General features: G+C 62.1%; 22 protein-coding genes and 1 pseudogene. 12 read left to right on the forward strand and 11 right to left on the reverse strand.

Features of this window, described 5'->3' with window-relative positions; all coding sequences use genetic code 11:
- Positions 1-150 precede the first annotated feature (150 nt).
- From AC0J41_RS01395 to gcbA, 7 genes and pseudogenes are all read right to left on the reverse strand, one after another.
- Positions 151-1,458 (reverse strand): DUF3426 domain-containing protein, encoded by a 1,308-nt coding sequence (locus AC0J41_RS01395; protein ID WP_473014369.1) that lies wholly within the window; start codon positions 1,456-1,458, stop codon positions 151-153.
- A 30-nt stretch (positions 1,459-1,488) separates the two neighbouring features.
- Positions 1,489-2,367, reverse strand: coding sequence for a 50S ribosomal protein L11 methyltransferase (prmA, locus tag AC0J41_RS01400; protein WP_473014370.1), 879 nt, complete (start codon positions 2,365-2,367; stop codon positions 1,489-1,491).
- Positions 2,368-2,634: 267 nt separating this feature from the next.
- Positions 2,635-3,993, reverse strand: a complete 1,359-nt coding sequence (gene accC, locus AC0J41_RS01405; protein WP_025111761.1) for an acetyl-CoA carboxylase biotin carboxylase subunit — start codon at positions 3,991-3,993, stop codon at positions 2,635-2,637.
- A gap of 17 nt (positions 3,994-4,010) precedes the next feature.
- The gene (gene accB / locus AC0J41_RS01410; RefSeq protein ID WP_473014371.1) at positions 4,011-4,469 is read right to left on the reverse strand and encodes an acetyl-CoA carboxylase biotin carboxyl carrier protein; all 459 of its coding nucleotides are present in this window, start codon (positions 4,467-4,469) and stop codon (positions 4,011-4,013) included.
- A gap of 48 nt (positions 4,470-4,517) precedes the next feature.
- Positions 4,518-4,970 carry a type II 3-dehydroquinate dehydratase gene (gene aroQ, locus AC0J41_RS01415; RefSeq protein WP_025111759.1) on the reverse strand — a complete coding sequence of 151 codons (453 nt, stop codon included), beginning with the start codon at positions 4,968-4,970 and terminating at the stop codon, positions 4,518-4,520.
- A gap of 241 nt (positions 4,971-5,211) precedes the next feature.
- A pseudogene (locus AC0J41_RS01420) lies at positions 5,212-5,727 on the reverse strand (methyl-accepting chemotaxis protein); the annotation flags it as partial.
- 1,482 nt (positions 5,728-7,209) lie between these two features.
- Positions 7,210-8,880, reverse strand: coding sequence for a diguanylate cyclase GcbA (gene gcbA, locus AC0J41_RS01425; RefSeq protein WP_473014372.1), 1,671 nt, complete (start codon positions 8,878-8,880; stop codon positions 7,210-7,212).
- Between the two features lie 425 nt (positions 8,881-9,305).
- On the opposite strand from gcbA, the gene AC0J41_RS01430 reads away from it, so the two are divergent.
- From AC0J41_RS01430 to AC0J41_RS01460, 7 genes are all read left to right on the forward strand, one after another.
- A complete protein-coding gene (locus tag AC0J41_RS01430; protein WP_025111756.1) occupies positions 9,306-10,373 on the forward strand; it encodes a DUF2333 family protein in 1,068 nt (355 codons plus the stop codon).
- Positions 10,374-10,376: 3 nt separating this feature from the next.
- Positions 10,377-10,934: an NUDIX hydrolase gene (locus AC0J41_RS01435; protein WP_025111755.1), complete on the forward strand. Its 558-nt coding sequence runs from the start codon at positions 10,377-10,379 to the stop codon at positions 10,932-10,934.
- 187 nt (positions 10,935-11,121) lie between these two features.
- Positions 11,122-11,493 carry a translation initiation factor Sui1 gene (locus AC0J41_RS01440; RefSeq protein WP_007914613.1) on the forward strand — a complete coding sequence of 124 codons (372 nt, stop codon included), beginning with the start codon at positions 11,122-11,124 and terminating at the stop codon, positions 11,491-11,493.
- A 217-nt stretch (positions 11,494-11,710) separates the two neighbouring features.
- Positions 11,711-13,624 carry an arginine decarboxylase gene (gene speA, locus AC0J41_RS01445; protein ID WP_025111754.1) on the forward strand — a complete coding sequence of 638 codons (1,914 nt, stop codon included), beginning with the start codon at positions 11,711-11,713 and terminating at the stop codon, positions 13,622-13,624.
- A gap of 232 nt (positions 13,625-13,856) precedes the next feature.
- Complete coding sequence (locus AC0J41_RS01450; RefSeq protein WP_473014373.1) at positions 13,857-15,197, forward strand: contractile injection system protein, VgrG/Pvc8 family; 1,341 nt, start codon at positions 13,857-13,859, stop codon at positions 15,195-15,197.
- A complete protein-coding gene (locus AC0J41_RS01455) occupies positions 15,194-15,988 on the forward strand; it encodes a DUF4123 domain-containing protein (protein ID WP_473014374.1) in 795 nt (264 codons plus the stop codon). Before AC0J41_RS01450 ends, AC0J41_RS01455 begins: the two co-directional genes overlap by 4 nt.
- 12 nt (positions 15,989-16,000) lie before the next feature.
- The gene (locus tag AC0J41_RS01460; protein ID WP_473014375.1) at positions 16,001-16,876 is read left to right on the forward strand and encodes an alpha/beta hydrolase; all 876 of its coding nucleotides are present in this window, start codon (positions 16,001-16,003) and stop codon (positions 16,874-16,876) included.
- On the opposite strand, the gene AC0J41_RS01465 is transcribed toward AC0J41_RS01460, so the two are convergent.
- Both AC0J41_RS01465 and AC0J41_RS01470 read right to left on the reverse strand, forming a co-directional pair.
- Positions 16,870-18,219, reverse strand: a complete 1,350-nt coding sequence (locus tag AC0J41_RS01465; RefSeq protein ID WP_473014376.1) for an MATE family efflux transporter — start codon at positions 18,217-18,219, stop codon at positions 16,870-16,872. The two genes, AC0J41_RS01460 and AC0J41_RS01465, sit on opposite strands and share 7 nt — an antisense overlap.
- A gap of 162 nt (positions 18,220-18,381) precedes the next feature.
- Positions 18,382-18,675 carry a hypothetical protein gene (locus AC0J41_RS01470; protein ID WP_007963021.1) on the reverse strand — a complete coding sequence of 98 codons (294 nt, stop codon included), beginning with the start codon at positions 18,673-18,675 and terminating at the stop codon, positions 18,382-18,384.
- Positions 18,676-18,921: 246 nt separating this feature from the next.
- On the opposite strand from AC0J41_RS01470, the gene AC0J41_RS01475 reads away from it, so the two are divergent.
- From AC0J41_RS01475 to AC0J41_RS01495, 5 genes are all read left to right on the forward strand, one after another.
- Positions 18,922-19,224: a MazG-like family protein gene (locus tag AC0J41_RS01475; RefSeq protein ID WP_262159173.1), complete on the forward strand. Its 303-nt coding sequence runs from the start codon at positions 18,922-18,924 to the stop codon at positions 19,222-19,224.
- Complete coding sequence (locus tag AC0J41_RS01480; protein WP_473014377.1) at positions 19,224-19,973, forward strand: methyltransferase; 750 nt, start codon at positions 19,224-19,226, stop codon at positions 19,971-19,973. Before AC0J41_RS01475 ends, AC0J41_RS01480 begins: the two co-directional genes overlap by 1 nt.
- 12 nt (positions 19,974-19,985) lie before the next feature.
- Positions 19,986-20,594 (forward strand): DUF4136 domain-containing protein, encoded by a 609-nt coding sequence (locus AC0J41_RS01485; RefSeq protein WP_473014378.1) that lies wholly within the window; start codon positions 19,986-19,988, stop codon positions 20,592-20,594.
- Positions 20,595-20,645: 51 nt separating this feature from the next.
- Positions 20,646-21,203, forward strand: coding sequence for a DUF4136 domain-containing protein (locus AC0J41_RS01490; protein ID WP_025111746.1), 558 nt, complete (start codon positions 20,646-20,648; stop codon positions 21,201-21,203).
- Positions 21,204-21,468: 265 nt separating this feature from the next.
- Complete coding sequence (locus AC0J41_RS01495; protein ID WP_025111745.1) at positions 21,469-23,466, forward strand: pilus assembly protein TadG-related protein; 1,998 nt, start codon at positions 21,469-21,471, stop codon at positions 23,464-23,466.
- Here the strand turns inward: AC0J41_RS01495 and AC0J41_RS01500 are convergent.
- A complete protein-coding gene (locus AC0J41_RS01500) occupies positions 23,463-26,210 on the reverse strand; it encodes a PAS domain-containing protein (protein WP_473014379.1) in 2,748 nt (915 codons plus the stop codon). The two genes, AC0J41_RS01495 and AC0J41_RS01500, sit on opposite strands and share 4 nt — an antisense overlap.
- Positions 26,207-26,650, reverse strand: coding sequence for a TadE/TadG family type IV pilus assembly protein (locus AC0J41_RS01505; protein WP_025111743.1), 444 nt, complete (start codon positions 26,648-26,650; stop codon positions 26,207-26,209). The genes AC0J41_RS01500 and AC0J41_RS01505 overlap by 4 nt, the downstream gene beginning before the upstream one ends.
- Positions 26,651-26,660: the final 10 nt, after the last annotated feature.

Here is a 26,660-nt window from a genome sequence, read left to right on the forward strand (position 1 = left end):
TCGAAAAAGGGTTGGCATGATACCCGCTCTCGATGACTGGATAAAGGCTGAATTGAACAAAATCTGAACAGTTATTCTGTTATTGCCAGCGGTTTGGTTGGCGTGCGCCCAGTCAGAAAACCGCCGTCAAACCTGAAGCGCTGCAACGGTTCACTCGGGTGAGTGGAAACTCAGGCTGTAATTCACTGCTTTAGGGCCTGGATCGAGGATATCCAGCGCGATGTGGATCGGCGTCTGCGGTGGCATTTCCGCCAAGCCTTCAAGGTCGCCGTTGAGGTATTCGCCGGGTTTGAAGCGACGACTGGCGATCAGATGGCCATTGAGATCGGCGAAGCGCAGCTCCAGCAGCGGGAAGGGCTGAGAGAACGTCGCGCGGTTATAGATGATTGCATCCACCACCAGCGCACCGCTGAACTCGGGATGGCTGCGCACCACCAGGTTACTGCTTTTGATTTTGCCAATGTCGACCTTGGACGGCACCGTGCAACCCATCTGCGGGCAGAACTGCTGGAACCACGGGCGGTACTGATCCTGGCGCGCCAGTTCGTCGAAATGATAGGCGATGTACTGACCGGCAAGGCCTGCAGCGGCCAGCAGCACCAGCAAGGTCCAGAGCAGGCGTCGGCCCCAGGGCGAGCGGCGTTTTTGCCAGTCGAGTTGCAGCGGGTCGTCGGTCAGGTCTTGCAGCACTTCTGCGCGTACACCGGGCTCCGCCCGATCGCGTTTTTTGCGCAGCGGTTCGATCGACGGCAGGTCATCGTCATCGGGTTCCGCGCTGGCCGACAGGCGTTCGCGGCGGGCATTCGGGTCGATTGGATCGTGCAGGCGCAGTTGCGGAATCGGTGGTTCGTCATCCAGATCCACCGGTTCGAGCGACAACGAAGGCTCGGTGCGGGCGGTTTTTACCGGTTCCGGCTCGACGATCTCGGGTTCGATTTCATCTTCGGGCTCGGGCAGGCGCTCATCGTCGCGCGCGCTGAACAGGCTGTCGCGCCACACCGTTTCATCGGCTTCTGGGCTGTCACGCCGGGCACTCAGGGATTCTTCGCGCTGACGACCGAATTCGGTGGTCGGCTGGATTTCCCGTTGTTCGAGGCGGGCCAGTTCTTCGTCCAGATCCAGGCTGTCCAGGTCCAGCTCGCTGGCGCTCCATTGCTTTTGGCTGATGGCGCGCGGCGCAGGCGGTTCGGCACTGACCGGTGTTTCGACCACCGGCGGTTGTACGCGGGTCGGCGGCGCGCTGACTTCAGGTCTGGCCTGAGGCGGCTGCACGATGGCCGGTGCCACTGGCGTCACCGCTTCCTTGCTCGCGTGTTGCTCCAGCAGCTGTTTGGCGGCGTTGAACACTTGCAGGCAGGAGCCACAGCGAACCACCCCGCGGGCCACGCTCAATTGAGCATGGCTGACGCGGAAGCTGGTTTGGCAATGCGGGCACTGGGTGACGAAACTGTCGGTCATGCGGCGATCCGGTTTATGCAGGCGATCATTCTAGCGCCGACGGCCGGTGATACGCACCCAGCCATCGCGATTGGCGATCGGGTCCAGATCGAAGTCCTGAGCATAGGCCGCAGCCACTTCTTCGCCCTGTTCGGCGAGGATGCCCGACAGCGCCAGGCGACCGCCGGACTTGACCAGGCTGGACAGTTGCGGCGCCAGCGAAACCAGCGGGCCGGCCAGAATATTGGCCACCAGCACGTCGGCTTTGACCTGCGGCAGATCTTCCGGCAGGTACAGCGGGAACAGTTCGTCGGCAATGTTGTTGCGCCCGGCGTTGTCGCGCGAGGCTTCCAGCGCCTGTACGTCGATGTCGGTGCCGACGGCTTCTTTCGCGCCGAGCAGCAGGGCGGCAATCGCCAGAATCCCCGAGCCGCAGCCGAAATCCAGCACGTTGCAGTCTTTCAGGTCCTGACCGTCGAGCCATTCCAGGCACAGAGCGGTGGTCGGGTGGGTGCCGGTGCCGAACGCCAGGCCCGGATCCAGCAGCAGGTTGACCGCTTCAGGCTCGGGCGCGGCGTGCCAGCTCGGCACGATCCACAGGCGCTGACCGAAACGCATTGGCTGGAAACCGTCCATCCAGCTGCGTTCCCAGTCCTGGTCTTCGATGACTTCGCTGTGATGCTCCGGCAGCGGACTGCCGGTCAGCAGTTCCAGGTGTGCCAATACCGGCGCAGCTTCGGTGCCACCCTCGAACAGGGCCAGCAGATGAGTGTGCGCCCACAGCGGGGTGGTGTTGAGTTCCGGCTCGAAGATCGGCTGATCTTCGGCGTCCATGAAGGTCACCGAAACGGCGCCGACTTCAAGGAAAGCGTCTTCGTAGGTTTCGGCTTGTTCCGGGCTGATGGCGAGACGTACTTGCAGCCAAGGCATGGCGGGCACCTTTGAAAAAATATGATTGCAGCCTAGCGGCCAGCGAGAAGCGCGCAAGTTTACGCGAGCGCAGGCGGTTTGTGGGAGAGACTTGAAACGCCATTCCCTTGTAGGAGTGAGCCTGCTCGCGATGGCGATGGTGCTGTCGACACATATACTGGATGTGCCGGCCTCATCGCGAGCAGGCTCACTCCTACAGGGGGTTTATGTAATCTGCAGAAACAACAAAGCCGCCCGAAGGCGGCCTTGTTGGGTGCGGGCTGAAGCTTAGTGCTTTTCGCCAGCCAGCTTGTGCTCGAGGTAGTGAATGTTCACGCCCCCTTTGCAGAAGCCTTCGTCACGAACCAGATCACGGTGCAGCGGGATGTTGGTCTTGATCCCGTCGACCACGATTTCGTCCAGGGCATTGCGCATGCGTGCCATGGCTTCGTCGCGGGTGGCGCCGTAAGTGATCAGCTTGCCGATCAGCGAGTCGTAGTTCGGTGGAACCGCATAACCGCTGTACAGGTGCGAATCGACGCGAACGCCGTTGCCGCCCGGGGCGTGGAAATGCTTGACCGTGCCCGGGCTCGGCATGAAGGTTTTCGGGTCTTCAGCGTTGATCCGGCACTCCAGCGAGTGACCGCGGATAACCACGTCATCCTGAGTGAACGACAGCTTGTTGCCCGCAGCGATGCTGAGCATCTCCTTGACGATGTCGATACCGGTGACCATTTCCGAAACCGGGTGCTCCACCTGAACACGAGTGTTCATTTCGATGAAGTAGAAACGACCGTTCTCGTACAGGAACTCGAAAGTGCCGGCGCCGCGGTAGCCGATATCGATGCATGCCTTGACGCAGCGAGCCAGAACTTCCTGGCGCGCCTTCTCGTCGATGCCCGGTGCCGGCGCTTCTTCGAGAACTTTCTGGTGACGGCGTTGCAGCGAGCAATCGCGGTCGCCCAGATGGATGGCGTGACCCTGGCCGTCGGACAGCACTTGCACTTCGACGTGGCGCGGGTTGGTCAGGAATTTTTCCAGATAGACCATCGGATTGCCGAACGCTGCGCCTGCTTCGGTGCGGGTCAGTTTGGCGAAGGCGATCAGGTCTTCTTCCTTGTGCACCACGCGCATGCCGCGACCACCACCGCCGCCAGCGGCCTTGATGATCACCGGGTAGCCGACTTCACGGCCGATGCGCAGTGCCGTTTCTTCGTCTTCCGGCAGTGGGCCGTCAGAACCGGGAACGGTCGGTACGCCCGCTTCGATCATCGCGTGCTTGGCCGACACCTTGTCGCCCATCAGGCGAATGGTTTCGGCTTTCGGGCCGATGAAGGCGAAGCCGGAGTTCTCGACCTGCTCGGCAAAGTCGGCGTTTTCCGCGAGGAAACCGTAGCCTGGGTGAATGGCGGTAGCGCCAGTCACTTCAGCGGCCGCGATGATTGCCGGGATGTGCAGGTAAGAGTGCGCGGCAGAAGCCGGGCCGATGCAGACGGACTCGTCTGCCAGACCCAGGTGCATCAGCTCTTTGTCGGCCTTGGAGTAAACGGCGACGGTCTTGATGCCCATCTCTTTGCAGGCACGCAGAATCCGCAGGGCGATCTCACCGCGGTTAGCGATCAGAACTTTTTCCAACTTCGCAGTCATCAAAGGCTCTCCGCAGTTCAAACGATGGTGAACAGCGGTTGGTCGTACTCAACCGGCTGGCCGTCTTCGACGAGGATGGACTCGATCACACCGCTGGTTTCAGCTTCGATGTGGTTCATCATCTTCATGGCTTCGACGATGCACAGAGTGTCGCCTTTCTTCACGGTCTGGCCGACTTCAACGAAGGACGGCGAGGTTGGCGAAGATTTGCGATAGAAGGTACCGACCATCGGCGAACGGGCAACGGTGCCGTTCAGCGCTGGCGCAGCAGCGACAGCCGGGGCTGCAGCAGCCACCGGAGCAGCGGCAGGTGCGGCAGCCGGTGCTTGCATCGGAGCCGGAGCGTAGTACTGCTGAGCCGGGGTCTTGCTGTGACGGCTGATGCGTACGGACTCTTCGCCTTCCTTGATCTCGAGCTCGTCGATGCCGGACTCTTCCAGCAATTCGATCAGTTTCTTAACTTTACGGATATCCATGAATCATCAACTCCCAAGGGTCGGTCAGGGGCGTTTAACGCTTGTAGTTCAAGTCGTTGCCTGTGTTTCAAGCTGTTCTAGTGCAGCCTCCAGGGCCAGTCGGTAACCGCTGGCGCCAAGGCCGCAGATCACTCCCACCGCTACATCGGAGAAGTAAGAGTGATGGCGGAAAGGTTCGCGTTTGTGCACGTTGGACAAATGCACTTCGATGAATGGGATGCTCACTCCCAGCAGCGCGTCACGTAATGCGACACTTGTGTGTGTAAAAGCTGCTGGATTGATCAGGATGAAATCCACACCTTCGCCGCGGGCGGCGTGGATGCGGTCGATCAATTCGTACTCGGCGTTGCTTTGCAGATGCAGCAGGTGATGGCCGGCTTCACGGGCGCGACGCTCCAGATCCTGATTGATCTGCGCCAGGGTCGTTGAACCGTAAGTGCCGGGTTCGCGGGTGCCGAGCAGGTTCAGGTTGGGGCCGTGCAGCACCAGTAGGGTTGCCATCTGCATGTTCCTTGTTATGAATGAGCAGTCGTCAGAACCCGGCGACTATGCCGCAAAGGCTTTGTGACTGTCCAGTTCTCTGCAATAGCCAGCACGATGACCGATGTTTGCGCGAAATTTGTGACCGAGTGATTAGATCCGGTCACTTGTAGTGATTGTGCTGCCGCCTTCGCGAGCAGGCTCGCTCCCACAGGGGTACATATTCCAGTGTGGGAGCGAGCCTGCTCGCGATGGCGGTTTATCAGACGCGGAATGCCTGCACGGCGGTATGCAATTGCCCGCCCAATACCAGCAGGTTCTCGCCCTGTTCCCGACCTTCGCCGATGCGCAGCAGGTTAGCCCCACCCAACTGATGGATCCGCTCACTGTGGTCGCGGATCTCGCTGACTGCGCCACTTTGCTGCGCAGTGACGTCGGCGATGCGGATCGCCGTGTCGGAAATGGTCTGGATCGCACCGACAATTTTATCCAGCGCGCCGTCCGCCGCTTGCGCTTGATTGGCCGTGGCTTCGGCGTGTTCGACCTGCGCGCGCATGCCTTCGACCGATTGTCGGGCGGCGGTTTGCAGGCCGGCGATCAGGGTCTGGATTTGCGCCGTGGCGCCCGCCGTGCGCTGTGCCAGTGAGCGCACTTCCTCGGCCACCACGGCAAAACCGCGGCCCATTTCCCCGGCCCGTGCCGCTTCAATGGCCGCGTTGAGCGCCAGCAGGTTGGTCTGGTCGGCGATCGAGCGGATCACCGTCAGCACGCCGCCAATGGTCGCCGACTCTTCGGCGAGGTGCTCGATCATCTGCGCGTTGCCTTGGACTTCGCCGACCAGCGCATGCAGGCCGGTGAGGCTTTGGCCGATCACGGTTTGCCCGTGCTCGACGGCTAGCCCGGCATGACGACTGGCGTCCGCGGCCTGACGCGCATCGCCGGCGACTTGCTGAATCGTGGCTTCCAGTTCGCCCAGAGAATCGCGAATCAGCGCGGTGTCCCCGGCCTGATGCTCGGCGCCTGTGTGCAAGTCGTTACTCAGCTCGGCCAGCGTGCGGCTGCTACCGGCGACCTGTTCGGCGTTGCCGCGAATCGTGCCGACCAGATCCACCAGGTACGCACGCAGTCGATTGAGCGACGCTTGGATGTCGTGCAGTTCGCGGTTGGTTTTGCCCAGATGGATATCGCGACTGAAATCACCCTCGGCCCAGGTCGACAGCGCCGGGGCCAGGTTGGTCAGGGTGCGGGCCAGGCGCCGCTGCAAGGTGTCGATCAGCAGCGCGATCAGCAGGATCAGGCCGATCATCACGCCTTGCATCAACCGCACTTCGCCCTGGATCTGCCCATGCTGAGCGCGCACCACCGGCTCGAGGCCGGCAATGGCCTGCTGCACGGCGGCGATCTTCAGGTGCGTCGCGGTACTCAGGTCGGTGCGTTTCTGGATCAGCTCGCGGGTGCGTTCCAGCTCTGCGGGGTAACGCCCCAGCAGGCTGTTGAGTTCGCGCTTGAGGCCGACGCCGGCGTCTTCGGCAGCGGCTTTTTCAGTGCTTGCAATGCCCATCATCGCGGCGAAATCATCACTGCCGGATTCGTTCTTGGCGACCACGCCAAGCAGGGGCAGGGCATCGATGGCCTGCGCCTGGGTGCGGATGTTGGCGACTTCACGTTCGACGTCGGCGGCCAGTTCACTGCGGCCACTGCTCACCAGTTTGTCGCGAGCCAGCGACAGCTTGCCCAGATGCTGGGAAGCTGCGAGCAGCGGCGTCAGGTACATCGCATTGCCGTTGGCATAGGTGTTCAACTGGTCGAGGCTGGCGCTCAGTTCGCGTTCGGCCTGCAACAGCAGCGCTTGTGGATCGCCGGCCAGTTTGCCGGCCGCGAGCAGGTCGGTCTTGCTGAATTCTTCAAGGCTCGACAGGCTCGGGCGCAGGGTCTCGGCCAGCGCCGGCGGCAGTTCGCCAAGTTCTTTGTGCAAACCGTCGATGGCCTGACTGGCGCTGCTCAGGCGCAAGGCATCGCCGCTGCCGAGGTAGTCCTCGACATTGCGTGCCACGTCATTCTGAAATTGCTGCGACAGCCCCAGGTAGCGTTCCATCAACAGATACGGACGCTCCAGGGCTTTTTGCGACCACCACAGCGTCGCGCCGAGGGCCACGCAGACGGCGACCAGCAGCAGAGTGTTGAGATTGGTGAGCAACTTCAGGCGCATGACGGCTACCAACGGCGGAAATGGTAAGCGCCTGAATTTATTGCGGTTCTGTTACAGGGTTATGACCGAATCGGTGGAATCCGATGAAAAAGTGGCACTTTGCTTTGAGTCGCGCGCGGTCTGCACGCGATTGCGTCCGGCACCCTTGGCGCGGTACAGCGCTTCATCGGCCTGGCTGGCCATCATCAGGCTGTCAGAGTCCTCGCGCATTTCCACCACGCCAGCGCTGAAGGTGCACCACAAATCCTGCGGCTGGGCCGGGTAGTGGATCTCGGCGAAGCGCTGACGGATCTCGTCGAGCACTTTGTGCGCCGCTTCTATGTCGGTGTCGGGCATGACGATGGCGAACTCTTCGCCGCCGTAACGGCCGATGAAATCGGTCTTGCGCAGGCGTTGCTTGAGGAACAGCGCCAGGCTTTTGATTACCCGGTCGCCCATCGGGTGACCGTGGCTGTCGTTGACCCGCTTGAAATGGTCGATGTCGAGCATGGCAAAGCTCAGCGGCTTGCTCTCGCGGCGGGCGCGGAACGAGCAGTCTTCGAGCAATTGCAGGATGTGCGTGTGGTTGTACAGGCCGGTGAGGCTGTCGCGGACCATCCGTGCTTTCAGATTGCGCGCGCGGGCGGCACGGTTGCGCACGGTAGTGATCAGGTGCCGTGGCTTGATCGGCTTGGTCAGAAAGTCGTCGCCGCCTTCACTCATCGCGTCGAGCTGTTTGTCCAGATCGTCCTCGGCGGACAGATAGATGATCGGCACACTGACGTAGCGGTCGTTGTGGCGGATGACCTTGGCCAGCTCGGTGCCGGTGCAGGCCGGCATGTACATGTCGAGGATGATCAGATCCGGCTGGAAATCCGCCAGCTCGGCCATCGCCTGGATCGGTTCGATCAAGGTGCGGGTGACGATCCCGGCGCTGTTGAGCAGGCGTTCGGTGTGCAAGGCCTGCGCGCGGGAGTCGTCGATGATCAGCACTTTATAAGGTTCGTACTGCGCAACGCAGGTCAGGACTTCAATCTTCTCCAGCAGGCTCGATGCTTCGAGGGTGCCGGTGAGAAACTCCTGGCCACCGGCGCGTACTGCCGCGAGGCGGGTCGGAGTGTCGGTTTCGTGCAGGCTGAAGAACAGCAGCGGCAACGGTTCTTCCAGGCCCACTTGGGCTTCGGCGGCGAGTTGCAGGCCGACACCGGCGCCGCTGAAGTCCACGTCCATGACGATCGCGGCCGGCAAACGCTCGACCATCGAGGAGCGAAACGCCGACACACTGTCCAGCGCCTGCGCGGTCAGCCCGAAAAATTCCAGTTGCTTGGCCAGGCGTTCGGCGCGGTCGTGATCCTGCAGCAACACATAGATCGGTTTGCGCAGCGGCGGCAGAAATGTCTGATCAAGTTGATCGCCATGACGCAGGCCGGTACGCGACAGGCGTTGCATCAAGCGATTGAGATCGGTGATCAGGCCACTGCTCAGGCGGCCGCGATTGGCATCGACGGCGTTCAGCGATTGGCTGATGTGGTGGGCCAGTTGCGTGTGCTCGGGCTGCTCGAAGCGCTCGGCAAAACGCAGCAGGCGCAGGTTGGCCTCGCTCAGTTCGGCGAGGTCGGCAGTGGACCACTCATTGCGTTGCAGGCGTTGCCATATCTCAAGAATCTGACGTGCCTGATGAATTACCCGCTGGGCAAAGTGGTGCTTGAGGCGCTCACGGCTGGGGTCTTCTGGCTCGGTCATATCCTGACTACTAGTTAGGGTGCATGCTGAGATCGACTGGTGGCTCTATGCTAGCACCTCTTTTCCCTTATATGAGTGTCGTGCGTCAATAATCTGCGGTGCTGCACAATTCAGTTTCTGACCGGAGGGTGTCGGATTGGACCTGTTCGTCGTCAGGCTCCCCGCAAACCGGGCACATGGTGCCGATCAGCGGGCGAAAAAGCCTGTGCGGGCAACACGCTGACACACTTGCACATTAATCTGCAATTGCTGCATCCGGACCTTTGCTGCTGACGCTGCATCAGGGAAACCCTTAGAAAATAGCCGGTCAGTGTCGCGCCTTCTGTGGATTTTCTGCTTCTATTCAATGGCGGGTGCCGGCCTCGGCACGTTGTTGTATGGTTGTGGTCGAACCGTTGAACCCAAGTGATTGAAAGGATATCGCCATGCTGGACTGGAAGAACCGCGCGGGCAGCGCGCCTGAACGTGCCGCTGAGCCGAAGTCGGCCGCCCGCAGCTATGTGGGCGGGCTGTTGTTCAGCCGCGCGCTGGCCACGCTGATCGGCATTTATCTGCTGGTCACCATCGGCCTTGGCTGGTACTGGAGCGAGGAGCCGGCGCTGTTTCCGGTGGCGCAGAACGCCCAGGTCGCGGCCGAGAAAGAAGGCAAGCAGATGGTCGTCGGCTACACCACGGTCGAGACCCTGAAGACCGTCGCCGGCACTTTGCTGAACAAGCCGGGCGGCTACATTTCCAACGACCGTTTCCCGCCGGGCCTGTGGATGGACAACATGCCGAGCTGGGAATACGGCGTGCTGGTGCAGGTGCGTGACCTGACCCGCGCCCTGCGTAAAGACTTCGCCCGCTCACAGTCACAGTCGGCTGAAGACGCCGATCTGGCCAAGGCCGAGCCGCGTTTCAACTTCGATAACAAGAGCTGGATCCTGCCGTCGAGCGAATCTGAGTATCAGGAAGGCATCAACTCCCTGAGCCGTTATCAGGCGCGTCTGTCCGACCCTTCGCAGAAAAACGCGCTGTTCTACGCCCGCGCCGACAACCTGAACAACTGGCTGGGCGATGTCGGCACCCGTCTGGGCTCGCTGTCGCAACGCCTGTCGGCCAGTGTTGGCCGGGTCAAGCTCAACACCGCGCTGAAAACCGAAGTCCCGGCCGTTGGTGAAGTGCCGCAGGTGGACGAGGAGGTCGTCGAGACCCCGTGGATGCAGATCGACAACGTGTTCTACGAGGCTCGCGGTCAGGCCTGGGCGCTGTCGCACTTGCTGCGCGCCATCGAAGTCGATTTCGCCGATGTGCTGGCGAAGAAGAACGCCACCGTCAGCGTGCGCCAGATCATCCGTGAACTGGAAGCGTCGCAGGAGCCGGTCTGGAGCCCGATGATCCTCAACGGCAGCGGCTTCGGCGTATTGGCCAACCACTCGCTGGTCATGGCCAACTACATTTCCCGGGCCAACGCCGCAGTGATCGATCTGCGTCAACTGCTCAATCAGGGCTGAGTCATGGTCGATAGCGCCAAAGAGGCGGCCCACCGCGCCGCCTCCGATGCCGAACAGATCGCCTGGGTCGACGAGCAGGACAACCTGCTCGGCGCCCTGGTGCGGGCCGATTTGCGTGAGCGCGGGCTGATCGGTCGCGGTACCTACATCATGCTGTTCAACTCTGCCGGTGAACTCTGTGTGCACCGGCGCACCTTGAGCAAGGCCATCTATCCCGGTTACTGGGACGTGGCGGCCGGCGGCATGGTGCAGGCGCACGAGACCTACGCCGAGTCGGCAGCCCGTGAACTGGAAGAGGAGCTGGGCGTGGGCGGGGTGGAACTGACCGCCCACGATCATTTCTTCTTCGAAGACACCGACAACCGCCTGTGGTGTTCGGCGTTTTCCGCGGTGTGGGACGGGCCGCTGAAACTGCAGCCGGAAGAAGTCCTGGAAGCACGCTTCATTCCGGTCGCGCAGGTGCTCCTGGAAATCGAGCAAAAGCCTTACTGCCCGGACTCCTTGGCAGCGTTGAAGCGTTATCTGAAGGCTCAGCAAAGCGACGTCGCAAAGAACACATGAATTGGCGCCGATTGGCTCTTAGCAATTGCGCTTTTTGCCGTTACACTGCGCGACCTTTTCAAGCTGTGCCGGCCTGCTTTTGCAGGAGATCCGGTGCAGTAGCGCTGCCCCTGCCTGAGTGGGGCTTCGCGGTCGATAACCTTGCCCAAGGTTGCGATCAGTCTTTGTCCTCCCAAGAGGATTGCCGGTGGCCAAAAAAGCCGCATCCTTCGCCGCCCTTGGTGGCCTGGTATTTTCCACCGACGCAGGTCGTCATTGCCCGGAATGCAGTAAGCCGGTGGACGCCTGTATCTGCAAACAAACCGTGATCCCGGCGGGCGACGGCATTGCCCGCGTGCGCCGCGAGAGCAAGGGCCGTGGCGGCAAGACGGTGACCACCATCACCGGTGTGCCGCTGGCCGAAGACGCCCTCAAGGAGCTGGCGACAACGTTGAAGAAACGTTGCGGCACCGGTGGGGCGTTGAAGGACGGGATCATCGAAATCCAGGGCGATCATGTCGAGCTACTCTTGGCAGAGCTGATCAAGCACGGTTTCAAGGCGAAGAAGTCCGGCGGCTAGCAGCCTCTGTGAAAACCACCCGCGGCTTGATCCGGTGCTGACATGCTCAGCGCCGGCGTCGTCTCCATGGTTTTCACAGAGCCTGTTCATACCGGTTTCTAAACTACACGCTGTCAGCGCGGTCTACCGCGGCGCTGACGAACCGTCATTTTCATTCTTTAGACTGCGCCGGCCTGAGATCAGGCGACGCACTATGACTTCTTTATAGGGGACTTCGATGTCCGTACGACGCACACGCAAAGACGATGGCAGCCAATGGACAGTTGCGGACAGCCGCAGTGTTTACGGGATTCGCCATTGGGGGGCCGGATATTTCGCGATCAATGACGCCGGTCGCGTCGAAGTTCGTCCGAACGGCCCGAGCAGCTCGCCTATCGACCTGTTCGAACAAGTCGACCAACTGCGCAAGAGCGGCTTGTCCTTGCCGTTGCTGGTGCGTTTCCCCGACATCCTGCAAGACCGCGTCCGTCAGCTGACCGGTGCTTTCGACTCGAACATCGAGCGCCTGGAATACCAGAGCAAATACACCGCGCTGTACCCGATCAAGGTCAACCAGCAAGAAGCGGTGATCGAGAACATCATCGCTACCCAGAACGTTTCCATCGGTCTGGAAGCCGGCTCCAAGCCTGAACTGCTGGCGGTGTTGGCGCTGGCGCCGAAGGGCGGTACCATCGTCTGCAACGGTTACAAGGACCGCGAGTTCATCCGTCTGGCGCTGATGGGCCAGAAACTCGGCCACAACGTGTTCATCGTGATCGAGAAAGAATCCGAAGTCGGTCTGGTGATCGAAGAAGCAGCCTCGCTCAAGGTCAAGCCACAGGTCGGCCTGCGCGTGCGCCTGTCGTCGCTGGCTTCGTCGAAGTGGGCGGACACCGGTGGCGAGAAATCCAAGTTCGGCCTGTCGGCGGCGCAACTGCTGTCGGTGGTCGAGCGCTTCCGCGCCGCCGGCCTGGATCAGGGCATTCGCCTGCTGCACTTCCACATGGGGTCGCAGATCGCCAACCTCGCGGACTACCAGCATGGCTTCAAGGAAGCGATCCGTTACTACGGCGAGCTGCGCAACCTTGGCCTGCCGGTCGATCACATCGACGTTGGTGGCGGACTGGGTGTCGACTACGACGGTACTCACTCGCGCAACGCCAGTTCGATCAACTATGACATGGACGACTATGCCGGTGTCGTGGTCGGGATGCTCAAGGAGTTCTGCGATGCGCAGAGCCTGCCGCACCCGCACATCTTCTCCGAAAGCGGTCGCTCGCTGACCGCTCACCACGCGATGCTGGTGGTGCAGGTGACCGACGTCGAAAAACACAACGACGAAATCCCGCAGATCGAAAACAAGGAAGCGCTGCCGGAAACCGTGCAGTGGCTGGTTGACCTGCTCGGCCCGACCGACATCGAAATGGTCACCGAGACCTACTGGCGCGCCACGCACTACATGAGCGACGTGGCTTCGCAGTACGCCGATGGCAAGCTGACCCTGGCCGAAAAAGCCCTGGCCGAACAGTGCTACTTCGCCGTGTGCCGCCGCCTGCACAACTCGCTGAAGGCACGTCAGCGTTCTCACCGTCAGGTGCTCGACGAACTCAACGACAAGCTGGCCGACAAGTACATCTGCAACTTCTCGGTGTTCCAGAGCCTGCCGGACACCTGGGCGATCGATCAGGTACTGCCGATCATCCCGCTGCACCGTCTGGACGAAGAGCCACTGCGCCGTGCCGTGCTGCAAGACCTGACCTGCGACTCCGACGGCAAGATCAACCAGTACGTCGACGAGCAGAGCATCGAAACCAGCCTGCCGGTACACGGTTTGAACGAGGGCGAAGACTACCTGCTGGGTGTGTTCCTGGTCGGCGCCTATCAGGAAATCCTCGGCGACATGCACAACCTGTTCGGTGACACCGACTCGGTGAACATCTACCAGAACGCCGATGGCAGCGTGTACCACGCCGGTATCGAAACCCACGACACCATCGAAGACATGCTGCGTTACGTGCACTTGTCGCCGGAAGAACTGATGACCCACTACCGCGACAAGTGCGCCAGTGCCCGCATCAGTGCCAGCGAGCGTACGCAGTTCCTTGATGCCTTGCGTCTGGGCCTGACCCGTTCCTCCTACCTGTCTTCCTGAGAACAGGTGCGCTCCCGTCGGGTTGTCTGAAGTTTTTCCGCAAACTGCGGAAAACTCGGATAACCCGGTGGGATATCTCCCAAAATCCTCGCGAAATGTTTGGCTAACTGCATCAGAAAAGTCATCCGGTCTGCTTTTCGCGTAGGTCATTTCCTAAGTTGTACTTCAGCTCTCTACTCGGCCATGGCTCTCGGCGAGAATCCCCGGCCGTCCCTCCTGTAGAGATCCGCCCATGTTCGATTCAGTCAACGAGCCGTCGTTTCGTCTCGATGTTGCGGGGCTTTCCGACCCCTTCGAGGTGCTGGCCTTTACCGGAAGTGAGGGGATCAGCGAACCCTTTGCCTTTGACATCGATCTGTTGATCGATGACGCGCAACTGGACCTTGCCAGCCTGCTTTTTCGTTCGGCGTTTCTGCAGTTCGGCCCCATGCACAATGGCCTCAATGGCCAGTTGCAGAGTGTCGTCCAGCATGAGCATGGCGCAGGTTCACGGTTGTGTCGGGTGAAACTGGCGCCGAAGCTCGGTTGTCTGGAACTGCGTTTCAGCCAGCGGATTTTCAGCAGCCAGAGCGTGCCGCAGATCCTTGCGCAGGTGCTCAAGGAACATGGAATTGTCGGTACGCAACGACGCTTTGATCTGCACCGCGAATACCCGGTGTGGACCTTTTGCACCCAGTACCGCGAATCGGACCTGCAATTTGTGCAGCGCCTGTGTGCGCAGGCGCGGATCCACTACTACTTCGAGCACAGGCCTGAGGCACATTGTCTGGTGTTCGCCGATGATCCCGCGCATCTGCCCGTGGCTGATGGGGCGTCTGTGGACAATGGCGCCGAGCCGGCGGTGCGTCGCTGGCAGGTGCAAGTGCAGGCACCGGGTGTGCACGAGCCTGCTGCCGGAACCCGCAGGGCCGAAGGCCGCAGCGACCTGCCGACCGTGCGCAGTGCCCACTGGCTGGCGCTGGCCGGGCATCCGTTGGCCGAGTGCAACCGTCGCTGGTTGCTGAGCCGTATCGAGCATCGCGGTGATCCTGCCTGCGAGCCGTCTTACAGCAATCGGCTGTTCGCCGCAGCCGAGGCGCCACTCCCTGCACCCGTGAGCATTTGTGCGAGGCCGCGCATGCACAGCCTGCAACGGGCCTGGGTGGTGATGGTCGACGAGCCACAACCGGATCAACTGCGGTCGGTGGCGGTTCAGTTTGACTGGCTTTATCAGGGGGAGGGCGCTGCCGCCAGCCACTGTTGGCTGCCCCTGGCGCCGGCATTGAGCGATACGTCGCCGGCGTCGTTGCGCGAAGGTGTCGAAGTGGTGGTGAGCTTTCTGGAGGGGGATCCGGATCAGCCGGTAATCAGTGGTTTCCTGCAGAAATCGGCAGCGCTCGAAGACGACCATGAGCTTTTGCCTCCCGTGCTGCCGGACGTGTTGCCCAGCGCGGGCCTGACACAATGGCTCGCCGGCGGCGAACCCATGCTGCTGTTGTGTCTGATCCCCGGGGGTGGCAGTTACAACCACTGCACGGCGTCAATCTGCAGTTGCCGGTTGCTCGCGTCGCTGGATCAGGGCGATGCCACTTGAGCGGCGCGGGGTTTGCCCGGCAGGCGAATTGGCTGTTGCTTGATGGCACCGATGCGCAGCAGGCTCTGGCGACACTGCGTCAGGGATTTGCCGGGGTACGTTGCTCGCGGTTGTTCGATACCACCGAGTTTGCCGCCGTGAGCGAGTACGGGCCGCTGCTGGTCAATTTGCACGATTGCCCGGCATTGGTCGCGCTGTGTCACCGCGACCCGCAAACCTGGCGTGGTCTGTTGCTGGCCAGTGAGACCTCTGAGCCGATCTTGTTGAGCCACCTGCGCCGGATGCTGACGGTTTCCTTCGGGCCCAGCCACCGTGCCTTGCTCGGGTACTACAACCGCCACACGGCCAGTTACTTCTTCGATGCCTGTGACGCCAGTGACTTGAGCCGCTGGCTTGGGCCGATCGACCTGTTGCGCTGGTTCGGTGGCACCTGGGCCGACTTTGCCATTGGCAGTCAGGGCTGGCAGCAACTGCGTAATCCGCGGTGGGCGGTGGAACCGCTGGGGATTGATGAAAGCCTCACCCGTCGCCAGCGTGAGCGCTTGCAAAGCTGCCTGCTGGAGCAGCACATCTGGCGCTGGTGCCAATCCCTGGGAACCGATTACGCGCGGATGGTCTCCCATGTGCAGGAGGGGTTGACCCTGGGTTTCAGAGACCGGACGGTGCTGGATGGCTGGTTGTGGCTACGCTTGCAGCATCCCCGGGCGGAACTGCCTGGCGTGCCGGACGGGCTGACCCAGCAGGAACGGCTCAACCATGTGCGACGACGCTGGCAGACAGATCAATTTTGAGGTGCGGCACCGATGGCAAACACTCTGTGGCAACGGTTCGGCGCAATCCTCGGCGGGTTCTTGCTGCTGGTGCTTTCGGGGTGTTCTCCGGTCAAGGTGCTCAATGCGCTGACACCCGATGACACGTTCCAGAGGACCGCTGGCATTGCTTATGGCGATGATCCCCGACAGAAACTCGACGTCTATGTGCCACGGCAGCCGCTGGAAGATGCACCGGTGGTAGTGTTTTTTTACGGTGGCAGCTGGAACAGCGGTGATCGCGGCGATTACGCTTTTGTCGGCGAGGCGCTGGCGTCGCGCGGGATTGTCGCGGTGCTGGCGGATTATCGGCTGTACCCGCAAGTGCGCTATCCACTGTTTCTTGAGGATTCGGCGCGGGCAGTGGCCTGGACCCGGGCCCATATCCGCGAGTTCGCCGGCAACCCGCAGCGCCTGTACCTGATGGGCCACAGTTCCGGCGCGTACAACGCGGCGATGCTGGCGCTCGATCCTGACCTGCTTGGCGCGGTAGGCATGTCGTCAAAAGACCTCAGCGGCTGGATCGGCCTGGCCGGGCCGTATGATTTTCTGCCGATCAAGAACGCCGACGTGCGCCCGGTGTTTTTCTGGCCGAACTCACCGCCGCAATCGCAGCCGATCAATCACGTCAGTCGCGGCGCTCCCCCGGCGCTGCTGATCGCCGCGACCAGGGACAATCTGGTCAACCCGACGCGCAACACCGCAGGCCTCGCGCGCAAACTGCGCGAGGCGGGCGTACCGGTGCAGGATTTGTACTACGCGCGCCCCAGTCATGTGACGCTGGTGGCGACCCTGTCGCGGCCGCTTCGAAGCCTGGCGCCGGTGCTGGATCAGGTGGTTGCGTTCGTCAGACACACGCCGGCTCAGTGAGCCGTGCCGCTGAACCAGCCATCATTGCGGCGCAGCCACAGGGCCAGTGCGCCGAGGGTCAGGCTGCGCAATACCATGAACAACAGAAAAGTTATCCACAACCCGTGATTGCCCAACCCCTGCAGCGCCCAGGCAAACGGCAACAGCAGCGCGACGGTCAGCAGCATGCCGTTGCGCATTTCCCGGGCGCGGGTGGCGCCGATGAACAGGCCGTCGAGCAAATAGCTCCAGACTGCAATCAACGGCAGCACGGCCAGATAGGGCAGATAGATGAACGCGGTGTCGCGCACGCTCTGGATATCGGTCTGCATTTCGATGAACAGATGCCCGGCGAACAGAAACAGCGCGGCGAAACCGAGGCTGGCCAACAGCGACCACCCCCCGGCCACCACCAATGAGCGGCGCAGGGCGAGGCGATCGCGGGCGCCGATGGCGTGTCCGCACAAGGCTTCGACCGCATGCGCCAGACCGTCCAGTGCGTGGGCGGTCAACAGCAGGCCGTTGAGCAGCAGGGCATTGGCTGCCACGGTGGCATCGCCGAGTCGCGCGCCTTGCACGGTGATCAGGAAAAACACCGATTGCAGCGCCAGGCTGCGAATGAAAATGTCGCGATTGACCGCCAGCAGCGGGCGCCAGCTCTGCCACACCTTCAACGCCGCCCAGGCGATGTGCCCGGGATAGGCGCGCAATGCGCCGCGGGTCAACCACAGGCCGAGCAGGGCGCCGCTCCACTCGGCGATGACCGAGGCCCGGGCCGAACCGACCACGCCCCACTCCAGGCCAATGACGAACCACAGGTTGAGGGCAATGTTGATCAGGTTGGTGCTCAGCAGAATCGCCAGCGGCGCCCGGGCGTTCTGGGTACCGAGGAACCAGCCGACCAGTGCGTAACTGGCCAGCGCTGCCGGCAGCCCGAACAACCGGGTGTGGAAGAACTCGCGGGTCAGTTGGTCGAGTTCCGCCGAAGGCTGCATGAAATGCAGGGCCACGCCGCTCAACGGCACGCCCAATGTGCCGAGCACGATCGCCAGCCCCAGAGCCAGCAGCAAGCCTTGCAACAGAATCTGCCGCAACGCCGCGCCGTCGCTGCGCCCGGCGGCCTGCGCGGCAAACCCGGTGGTGCCCATGCGCAGAAAGCCCATGGCCCAGGCGAGAAAGGTGTAGAGACTGGCGCCGACCGCCACGGCGCCCAACTGATGGGCGTGGGGCAGGTGGCCGATGACGGTGCTGTCGACCAGCGCCACCAGCGGCACGGAAATATTCGAAAGAATCATCGGCGCGGCAAGCGCCCAGACCTTGCGGTGAGTCGGGCGGTCGCGCCAGTCGGCAATCAGGTTGGACATGCGGGCTCCTTGGGGGAGCGGGGATTGTAGCGATTCATCGGGTTCGCAGTGCGATCCATTGTGGGAGCGAGCCTGCTCGCGAAAGCGTCAGGTCTGTCAAAGCAGTGCTGAATGACACATCGCCTTCGCGAGCAGGCTCGCTCCCATCGGGAGGCACCGGTGTCAGTGGATGATCCAGCTCAGCAGCCACAACCCCAGCAGCAACCAGATGATCCCGGCAATGATCGACGCATTCATGAACGCGCGGATCGCCGACCACAACAGCATCAAACCGACGATCAGCGCGAGGATGCTGATGATCGAGGTGTCCATGCCCAGCGTCTTGGCCAGGCCGTCGACAAAGTTGCCACCGGCGTTGCTCAGAATGTTGAACAGGCCGCTGAGCCCATCGACGATGAAGCGGATGATCGAGCCGAGTGCCTGGCCGAGCCATTCGAAAAAGCTTTCTACCTGCATGTGTGCATCCTGATGAAAGAGCTGAGCCTTGGGCCACAACGCAGGTGGCCGAGTTCCCTGCAACTATAGAGGGTTTGCACCGAGCTTGTGTGGGAGCGGGCTGACTCGCGAAGACGGTGTGTCATTCAACTCATCAGTCATTTGACCCACCGCATTCGCGAGCAAGCCCGCTCCCACCAAAAGCACAGCGTGCCCCTTGCCTTCGCTTGGCATCCCCCCGAAGCTATACGCCTTCAGGAGAGCCCGATGAACCTTGTTGAACTGACCGAACGCCTGCACACCATTCGCGATCGCAATGACTGGCGGCAATTTCACAGCCCGAAAAACCTGGCCATGGCCGCCAGCGTCGAGATGTCCGAACTGGTGGAGATTTTCCAGTGGCTGACCGAAGACCAGTCGCGCCAGTTGCCGGCGGACAAACTGGCACATGCCGGGCAGGAAGTCGGCGACATCGTGCTGTATCTGTTGCTGCTGTGCAGCGAGTTGGGGCTGGACATGAATGAAGTGGTGCGCAGCAAGCTCGCCGACAGCGAACGGCGGTTCAGCTGATGAGCGACCGGCATTTCGATCAGTTGGCGACCCGCTTCGCCGAAAAAATCTACGGCGGTGCCAAAGGTGCGATTCGCCTCGCGGTGCTGCAGGCCGACCTCGCCGAAGCGCTGCCGGACCGGCCGTTGCGGGTGCTGGACATCGGTGGCGGCCTGGGCCACATGTCGTTGTGGCTGGCCGAGCGTGGCCATGAGGTGACCTTCACCGAACCGGCCGAGCCGATGCTCGAAGGCGCTCGTCAGCGCTTCGCCGATGCCAGGCAAACCGCGACATTCATTCAGGCGCCGTGGCAGGAACTGCTCGGTCAGCTCACCGAGCCGTACGATCTGGTGATCTGCCACGCGGTGCTCGAATGGCTGGCCGAACCCCACGCGATCCTGCCGGTGCTGCATCAATTGACCACGCCCGGGGGCTGGCTGTCGCTGGCGTTCTACAACCGTGATGCGCTGATTTATCGCAACCTGCTCAAGGGCCATTTCAAGAAAATGCGCAAGAACGTCATGGCCGGCGAAAAGCAGAGCCTGACCCCGCAGCAGCCGCTTGATCCACGGGAATTGGCGACGCAACTCGAAGGCTTGTGGCAGGTCGAAACCCAGAGCGGGGTGCGGGTTTTCCACGACTACATGCCGGTGGAATTCCAGGCCCGCGTCGAACTGGCGGACTTGCTGGAAATGGAACTGGCGCACCGTCGTCACCCAAGCTTCGCCGGGCTTGGGCGTTACTTGCACTGGATCTGCCGGCCGATCTGATCGGAGCACTACATGAAAGCACAATCGGGGTTATTGCTGATCTGTCTGGGGTTGGCCGCCTGCCAGGGCAGCAACCCCTACGTGGCGCAGTCGCGGCCTTTGCCGCCGGCGCCGCCGCAAGCCGCCACCACGTTCGACCGCAGTGCGTATCCGGCACCGCCGCGCGATTACGGGCGCTACCGCAGTTGGGCCTGGCTCAACGGCCAGTTGCCGCCGGGCACGGCGTGGGCCGATTCAGCGCAAGTGGCTGAGGCGGTCAGCAACGCCCTCGACCAGCGTGGCTTGCGCCCGTTGCACGACAATCGTCCGGCCGACCTGTTGGTCAGTGCCAATCTGCGTCTGGAAACCCGCCTGCGTCAGGTGCAGGACGATTATGGTTACGGCGGATACAGTGGCTATGATCGATACGGGCGTGGTTACGGCATGTACAACAGCGTGCCGATCGTTCGCACTTATCAGGAGCAGGTTGTCGTGGTGCAGGTCAATCTGTTCGACGCCGGCACCGGTCAACCGGTGTGGAGCGCCAGCGCCGAAACGGCCAACCAGGGCAGCCAACTCGTGCGCACCGACGCCATTCGCGAGGCTTTGGAAAAAGCCATGTCGGCTTATCCGCCCAGCTAAACTCCAGGTGAGAACGCTTCGCAGGTTCATGCCTTCAACCGGAGAAAAACCATGTTCCGCCGTCTCGCTTTACTGGCCATGGCCGCGCTGCTCAGCGCCTGCGCCGCCAACCAGGTCAACCATGACTTCGACGCCAGCCGCGACTTTGCTGCGTATCGCAGCTGGAGCTGGAAAGAACCCGCGCTGCAATATCGCCCGGATGATCCCCGGATCAAAAGCGACCTGACCGAACAACGGATTCGCCAGGCCGTCAGCGATCAACTTGATCAGCGCGGTTTGCGTCCCGCCGCAGCGGGGGCCAAGGGCGACCTGAGCGTGCAGACCTATCTGATCGTCGAGGATCGTCAGCAGCAAGTGACCACCAACTACGGCGGTGGTTGGGGCGGCCCGTGGAACGGTTACTGGGGGGCGCCGATGTACAACGAAACTCGCAACATCACCTACAAGGTAGCGACGATCCAGATCGACCTCCTCGACGGCAAGGACGGCAAACTGGTGTGGCGCGGCAGCGATGAGCAAATGCTCAGCAGCACGCCCAATCCGCAGGATCGCAGCAATGCGATTCGCGAGACGGTGGGCCGGATTCTGGCCAACTACCCACCGCGCTAGACCGCTTAAAAAAAACGGGAGCCCCAGCGGCTCCCGTTTTTTTTGCCCACCACAAATCCCCTGTGGGAGCGGGCTTGCTCGCGAAGGCGTCGTGTCAGTCACCTCCAATGTGAATGACACGACGTCTTCGCGAGCAAGCCCGCTCCCACAGCGGATCTTCATCATTGCGAAGTGGCGCGTTGCCAGCAGTCTCGCTCAGCGCCGTCTACACTCAAATCCACCATCGGAGGTAGCGCTCGGCAATGCGCCGGCAAAGGAGTGCGCCATGTCGCCTCGTTCGCAGTTCAACGGCCCGGCCCGGCAACACGGGGCGATCGGGTTGATGGCGGCTGCCACCCTCAGCCTGGCATTGGTATTGATGCTATTGGTGGTCGATACGGGGCGGCTGTACATGGAGCAACGCAAGTTGCAGCGGGTGGTCGACAGCGCCGCGCTGGAAGCCGTCAGTCGTGGCGGCAATTGTCAGTCGGGCCTGACCGCAGCGGCTTACGCCGGGCAAAGCGCCGTGCGCAATGGCTACACCGTCGATGCCAACAACACCCTGGCGACCACTTGCGGCAGCGTGCAGACGGCGGCCAGCGGACTGCGCGCATTCACTGTCGATGCGACTCAGTCGAGCGCGATCAAGGTCGCCGCCAGCCGCACGGTGACCACCAGTTTTGCCGGTGGCGTACAAGCGTTGTTCACAGGCTCTCCCGTCAGCCTGAACACCACGCTCAATGCCTCGGCCGTTGCCGCCTTGCCGATCCCGACGGTGGCACAACTGAACATTCGCAGCACGCTGGCGAGCATCAACACCGCCCAGTCGAGCATTCTCAATCCATTGTTTTCCGGGCTGCTCGGCGGCAACGTCAACCTTACCGCACTGGGTTGGGACGGGCTGCTCAATACCGACATCAACCTGCTCAGCTACCTCAATCAACTGGCGATCAACCTCAACGTGGCCGCCGGCAACTACACGCAACTGCTCAATACCCAGGCGACGGTCACCCAACTGATTCAGGCAGCGGCGACGGTGGTACAGCTCAACGGCGCGACCGCCACGGTGATCACCGCGCTGGGGCAATTGCAGGTTGCGGCGATCAACGCCGCACCGGTCAAACTCGGCGACATCCTGCAGTTGCAGACCGGCACCACGGCGGCCGGGCTGGACGCCAACCTGCAACTGCTGCAATTGATTCAGGGCGTGGTGCAACTGGCCAACAGCAAAAGCGCGGTGGCCGCGACCTTGCCGATCAGCGTGCTGGGGCTGGCGAACGTCACGGTACGGGTCAAGGTGATCGAGCCGCCGCAGTTTTCGGCGATTGGCGACCCGGCGCGGGCCAAGGCCAACCCGTTGGGGGCGGACCGGATTTATGTGCGCACGGCGCAGATCCGCACGCTGCTCTCGGTGAATCTGCCGGTGCTGTCCGGGGTGACCGGGCTGCTCAATGCGGTATTGGGGCTGGTTGGAACGTTGACCCCGACCCTCAATGCCCTGTTGAGCCTGAATCTGGTGGCGACGCTCAATTCGGTCGGGTGTCTGCTCGGCGCCGGTTGCCAACAGCTGGATCCGCAGCTGTTGCCGTCGCCGGAAATCGACATTGCCCTGGATGCCGGCGGCGCGATCAGCTACGTCACCGACTACAGCTGCCCGGTCGGCACCACGGGCACCAAAAGCCTGACCGCTCACACCATCACCTCGATCGCGGACCTCAAGGTCGGCAAGATCGACCCGACCAACGCCTTTTCCTCGCTTGCCGAACCGACGGTCACACCGTTGCCACTGGTCGATCTCGGCACCGTCACCTGTCACAAGATTCTCGGCATTGGCAGTTGCGACGAGAGCACCCACGTCCAGTACGGGGCGGGCGGCATCGCGATCATGGTCAACACCAGCGTCGCGCAAAATACTCAGGACCTGGTGTATTCCAGCGGCACGCCGTTCGCCACTCCGGCCAACCTCAAACTGGCGCCGAGCGTGATTTCCGCAGCGCCGTCGAGCAACATCGTCAATAGCCTTGCGAACACTCTGGCGGGGATCAATCTGATCGTTTACAAGCCGCAGGGCAGCAACCCGCTGGGGGCCATCGTGACTGGCGTGGCCAGCCTGATCAGCGATGTCACGACCATCCTGCAACCGCTGATTACCAACCTGCTCAGTCCGTTGCTCGATCCGCTGCTGAACAATTTGCTCAAAGCCCTGGGCATCAACCTGATGGACGTCGATGTCGGCGCCAACATGACCTGCGGCCAGACCGGCAAGGCCTATCTGGTGATCTAGACCTCCGGTGCCACTGGCAGCTCAATGCAGAAGCGTGCGCCTTCCACCGAGTTGCGCACGCTGAGATGGCCGCCCATGTTTTCGATGATGCCGTAACTCACCGACAAGCCCAGCCCGGTGCCGACGCCCACCGGTTTGGTGGTGAAGAACGGTTCGAAAATCCGCTCCAGCAAGCGCGGGTCGATGCCGCCGCCGTTATCCTCGACCCACAGCCGCACCTTGTGCTCATCACGCTCGGCATAGATCGAGATCCATGGCTTGAACGTTGAATCCTTCTCGCGTTTGCTGAGCAAGGCATCGCGGGCGTTGACCATCAGGTTGATCAGCACCTGTTCCAGCTGATCGACATAACCGCGTACCTGCACGCTAAAACCGGTTTCGCTGATGCGCAGGTCCACGCCCTTGCCGCGCATGCCCTCGGCCAGCAACGACAGCGTGCCTTCGATGGCCGAAGCCGGGTTGAACAGTTGCTGCTCGACCTCCGAGCGACGACCGAACACGCGCATGTGATCGACCACTTTTGCCGCGCGCTGCACCTGGGCGTCGATGCGGTTGAGTTTGTCGGTGAGGTAGTCGATCTGCACATCGCCGTTACCCAAGCGCTTGAGCACGTTGACGATGGCCATGCGCATCACGTTCAGCGGCTGGTTGATTTCGTGAGCGAGGCCGGTGGCCATTTCGCCGAGGGTGGCCATTTTTGCGCTTTGCGTGAGCTGCTGCTGCGAGCGCCGCACCTCGGTGTTATCGCGTCCCACGGCCTGCACTTCGAGCAGGTGCCCGCGTTCATCGAACACCCCGCGATCAGACCACACCCACCACGCATGTTCGCGCCCGGGCAGCTGCAGGCTGATTTCGGCGGTGCTCACTGGCTGCTCCGGGGTCAGCAGCGCCAGGCGTTGCACGAACGCTGCGCGTTGTTCGTCGGACATCCAGCTGCCCAGATCGACGCCCGGCAATTGCTCCGGCGTGCATTCCAGATAGGTCGCCAGCGGCCGGTTGCCGAAGGTCAGCGTCAGGTCCGGGCGATAGCGGCAGATCATCGCCGGCGAGTCTTCCACCAGAATCCGATAGCGCTCTTCGCTGTGTTTGACCTGTTCGGCTGCGAGGGTCGCTTCGGTGACGTCCAGCCACAGGCCGACGGCTTCGACCGGCAGGCCAAGGTCATTGCGCAGCAGCTTGGCTTCGTCGAGCAGCCAGTGGTAATCGCCGCGCGCGTCGCGCAAGCGATAACGCGCGCGCACCGAACCTTCGCGCAACAGCTGTCGGGTGCGGGCGAAATACAGCTCGCGGTCTTCGGGATGAATGCGTTGCGCCCAGTCGGTGGCGTTGCAATCTTCCAGCGTCCAGCCCAGCAGGGGTTCCAGGCTGGCGCTGAAAAAAGTCGGGATCAGCGCGCCTTCGACGTAGCGCTGGACATAGATCACCGCTGGCGAGCTGGCGATCAGGTTGTCCAGTCGCGCATGGGCGGCTTCGGCGCGTTGCTGCTGATTCTGGATGTCGCTGATATCGAGCATGAACCCGACCAACCGGCGCTGTTCACCGGTACCGGCAACCTGTCCCTGTACGCGATACCACAGCGATGTCTGTCCGGAGCCGGGACGGTGCAGACGAACGTTCAGGGTCAGGGCCTCGCCGTGCAGTTGCAGGGCGTGCAGGCGGCTGCGCAGTTCTTCGCGGTCGGCCGGATGAATCAGCGCCAGCCACTCCTGCTGCGAGATTCGGGCACGCTCGGCAGGCAACACATCAAGCAGCGACGGTGCCAGCAGCACGTCGTCGCCAAGCATTTCCCACCAACCGGTGTCGAGCAGGGTTTGCAGCGATTCGAGGCGCTCGGTGTATTGATGATGTTGCTGGTCACGCAGGCGGCTGAGCAACGGGCCGGCGAGGGCGCTGGTCAGTGCCATCCAGTCGCGGTCGCTCAGGTACGGCGCGGCGGTGTCCACGGTGTAGAAGCCGCAGAGCAGCCACGCCATCACCCCGCGATCATCGCTGTAAGGCACGGCGAAACCATCGGCGTTGCCGAACGTGGCTTCCACCCGCGCGTGCTCGTACAGACCATGATGCGCACCGAGACGCTGCGGCGCACTGCCGTTGAGGCTGTCGAGCGGCGTGCCCAGGCGCTGGCCGTCCTGCCACAGCAGCGGCGCATCGTGGGCGCGATATTGCTCGAAGATCTGCCAGCCCTGTTCCTGTTCGTCGAGCAGGGCGATGGCCAGACACGGGATATGCCAGCGCTGGGCGATGGCCTGCAATTGCTCGCTGACTACCACCGGCAGACGCGCCAGGCTGCAGGCGCGCAGGTGTTCGCTGATCTGCCCGGCGAGGGCCTGACAGGATTCGCGGTGACGCGATTGCTGACGTTCCTGCAGCAGGTCGGCGATGTCCAGCAGTTGCAATACCCAGCCCTCGGCCAAAGGCTGCACCCAGCCGCGCAGGTGCAAGGTCTGATCGCTGAGGCCAGGGAAGTCCAGATCAAGCATTTGTCCCTGCCAGTCCCGAGGGCGGCCTTCAATCGCCAACGTGCTGTGCGCCAGTAAATAAGCCGATAGCGGCAACGGTGATTCGTGGGGCGGCTGTTGCGCCAACTGGTGGCGCAACGGTCCGGCCATCTGCAATACGCCGCCGTCGTTATCCAGATGCAGGTGCAAACCCAGCGGCGCAGAGCCGAGGTGGTCGGGCAGTTCATTGGCAGGTGCTGGCGCGCGTTTGAGCAGGCGCCCGAACAGATTATCGCCGGAGGTCAAAATTTCAGGCTCGACGTGGCGGTGAGGTTGGCGGGCAGGCTGGGTACGGCGCCCACGCCCGGCAACACCAGAAACGGGATGATCTGATTGAGCTTGCTGGTGGGGTAGTTGACGCTGACCGTCAGTGTGCCCTGAGTGGCGTCATACACCGCTGAGGTATCGACGCCCACTACCAGGTTCAGCGTTGATGTCCATTGCAATTGCTGGGTCAACGCGGCGTTGGCGGTGCTCACCACCACGGAGGCATAGCCGGGAGTATTGGGGTCGACCGCGACGCTGCGGCGCACCGCTTCGGACGTCGCCTCATTGAAGCTCTGCATCAATAGAAACGGCAGGCTGTAGCTGACCAGCGCGTAGAACACTGCGAAAAAAATCACGAATACCAGGGCGAACTCGATCGCCACTGCGCCTGCCTGTGATTTTGCGAAGCCGGTTTTCATGACTGCGTCT

Source organism: Pseudomonas sp. Arb-4-2C (assembly GCF_055755015.1).

Coding starts and splice junctions, on each gene's coding strand:
- AC0J41_RS01470 (WP_007963021.1), bottom strand. CDS start 18,675: ATGCAGGTAGAAAGCTTTTTCGAATGGCTCGGCCAGGCACTCGGCTCG.
- AC0J41_RS01435 (WP_025111755.1), top strand. CDS start 10,377: ATGGTCGATAGCGCCAAAGAGGCGGCCCACCGCGCCGCCTCCGATGCC.
- AC0J41_RS01395 (WP_473014369.1), bottom strand. CDS start 1,458: ATGACCGACAGTTTCGTCACCCAGTGCCCGCATTGCCAAACCAGCTTC.
- accB (WP_473014371.1), bottom strand. CDS start 4,469: ATGGATATCCGTAAAGTTAAGAAACTGATCGAATTGCTGGAAGAGTCC.
- AC0J41_RS01485 (WP_473014378.1), top strand. CDS start 19,986: ATGAAAGCACAATCGGGGTTATTGCTGATCTGTCTGGGGTTGGCCGCC.
- gcbA (WP_473014372.1), bottom strand. CDS start 8,880: ATGACCGAGCCAGAAGACCCCAGCCGTGAGCGCCTCAAGCACCACTTT.
- accC (WP_025111761.1), bottom strand. CDS start 3,993: ATGACTGCGAAGTTGGAAAAAGTTCTGATCGCTAACCGCGGTGAGATC.
- prmA (WP_473014370.1), bottom strand. CDS start 2,367: ATGCCTTGGCTGCAAGTACGTCTCGCCATCAGCCCGGAACAAGCCGAA.
- speA (WP_025111754.1), top strand. CDS start 11,711: ATGTCCGTACGACGCACACGCAAAGACGATGGCAGCCAATGGACAGTT.
- AC0J41_RS01465 (WP_473014376.1), bottom strand. CDS start 18,219: ATGTCCAACCTGATTGCCGACTGGCGCGACCGCCCGACTCACCGCAAG.
- AC0J41_RS01505 (WP_025111743.1), bottom strand. CDS start 26,650: ATGAAAACCGGCTTCGCAAAATCACAGGCAGGCGCAGTGGCGATCGAG.
- AC0J41_RS01475 (WP_262159173.1), top strand. CDS start 18,922: ATGAACCTTGTTGAACTGACCGAACGCCTGCACACCATTCGCGATCGC.
- AC0J41_RS01480 (WP_473014377.1), top strand. CDS start 19,224: ATGAGCGACCGGCATTTCGATCAGTTGGCGACCCGCTTCGCCGAAAAA.
- AC0J41_RS01430 (WP_025111756.1), top strand. CDS start 9,306: ATGCTGGACTGGAAGAACCGCGCGGGCAGCGCGCCTGAACGTGCCGCT.
- AC0J41_RS01490 (WP_025111746.1), top strand. CDS start 20,646: ATGTTCCGCCGTCTCGCTTTACTGGCCATGGCCGCGCTGCTCAGCGCC.
- AC0J41_RS01495 (WP_025111745.1), top strand. CDS start 21,469: ATGTCGCCTCGTTCGCAGTTCAACGGCCCGGCCCGGCAACACGGGGCG.
- AC0J41_RS01450 (WP_473014373.1), top strand. CDS start 13,857: ATGTTCGATTCAGTCAACGAGCCGTCGTTTCGTCTCGATGTTGCGGGG.
- aroQ (WP_025111759.1), bottom strand. CDS start 4,970: ATGGCAACCCTACTGGTGCTGCACGGCCCCAACCTGAACCTGCTCGGC.
- AC0J41_RS01460 (WP_473014375.1), top strand. CDS start 16,001: ATGGCAAACACTCTGTGGCAACGGTTCGGCGCAATCCTCGGCGGGTTC.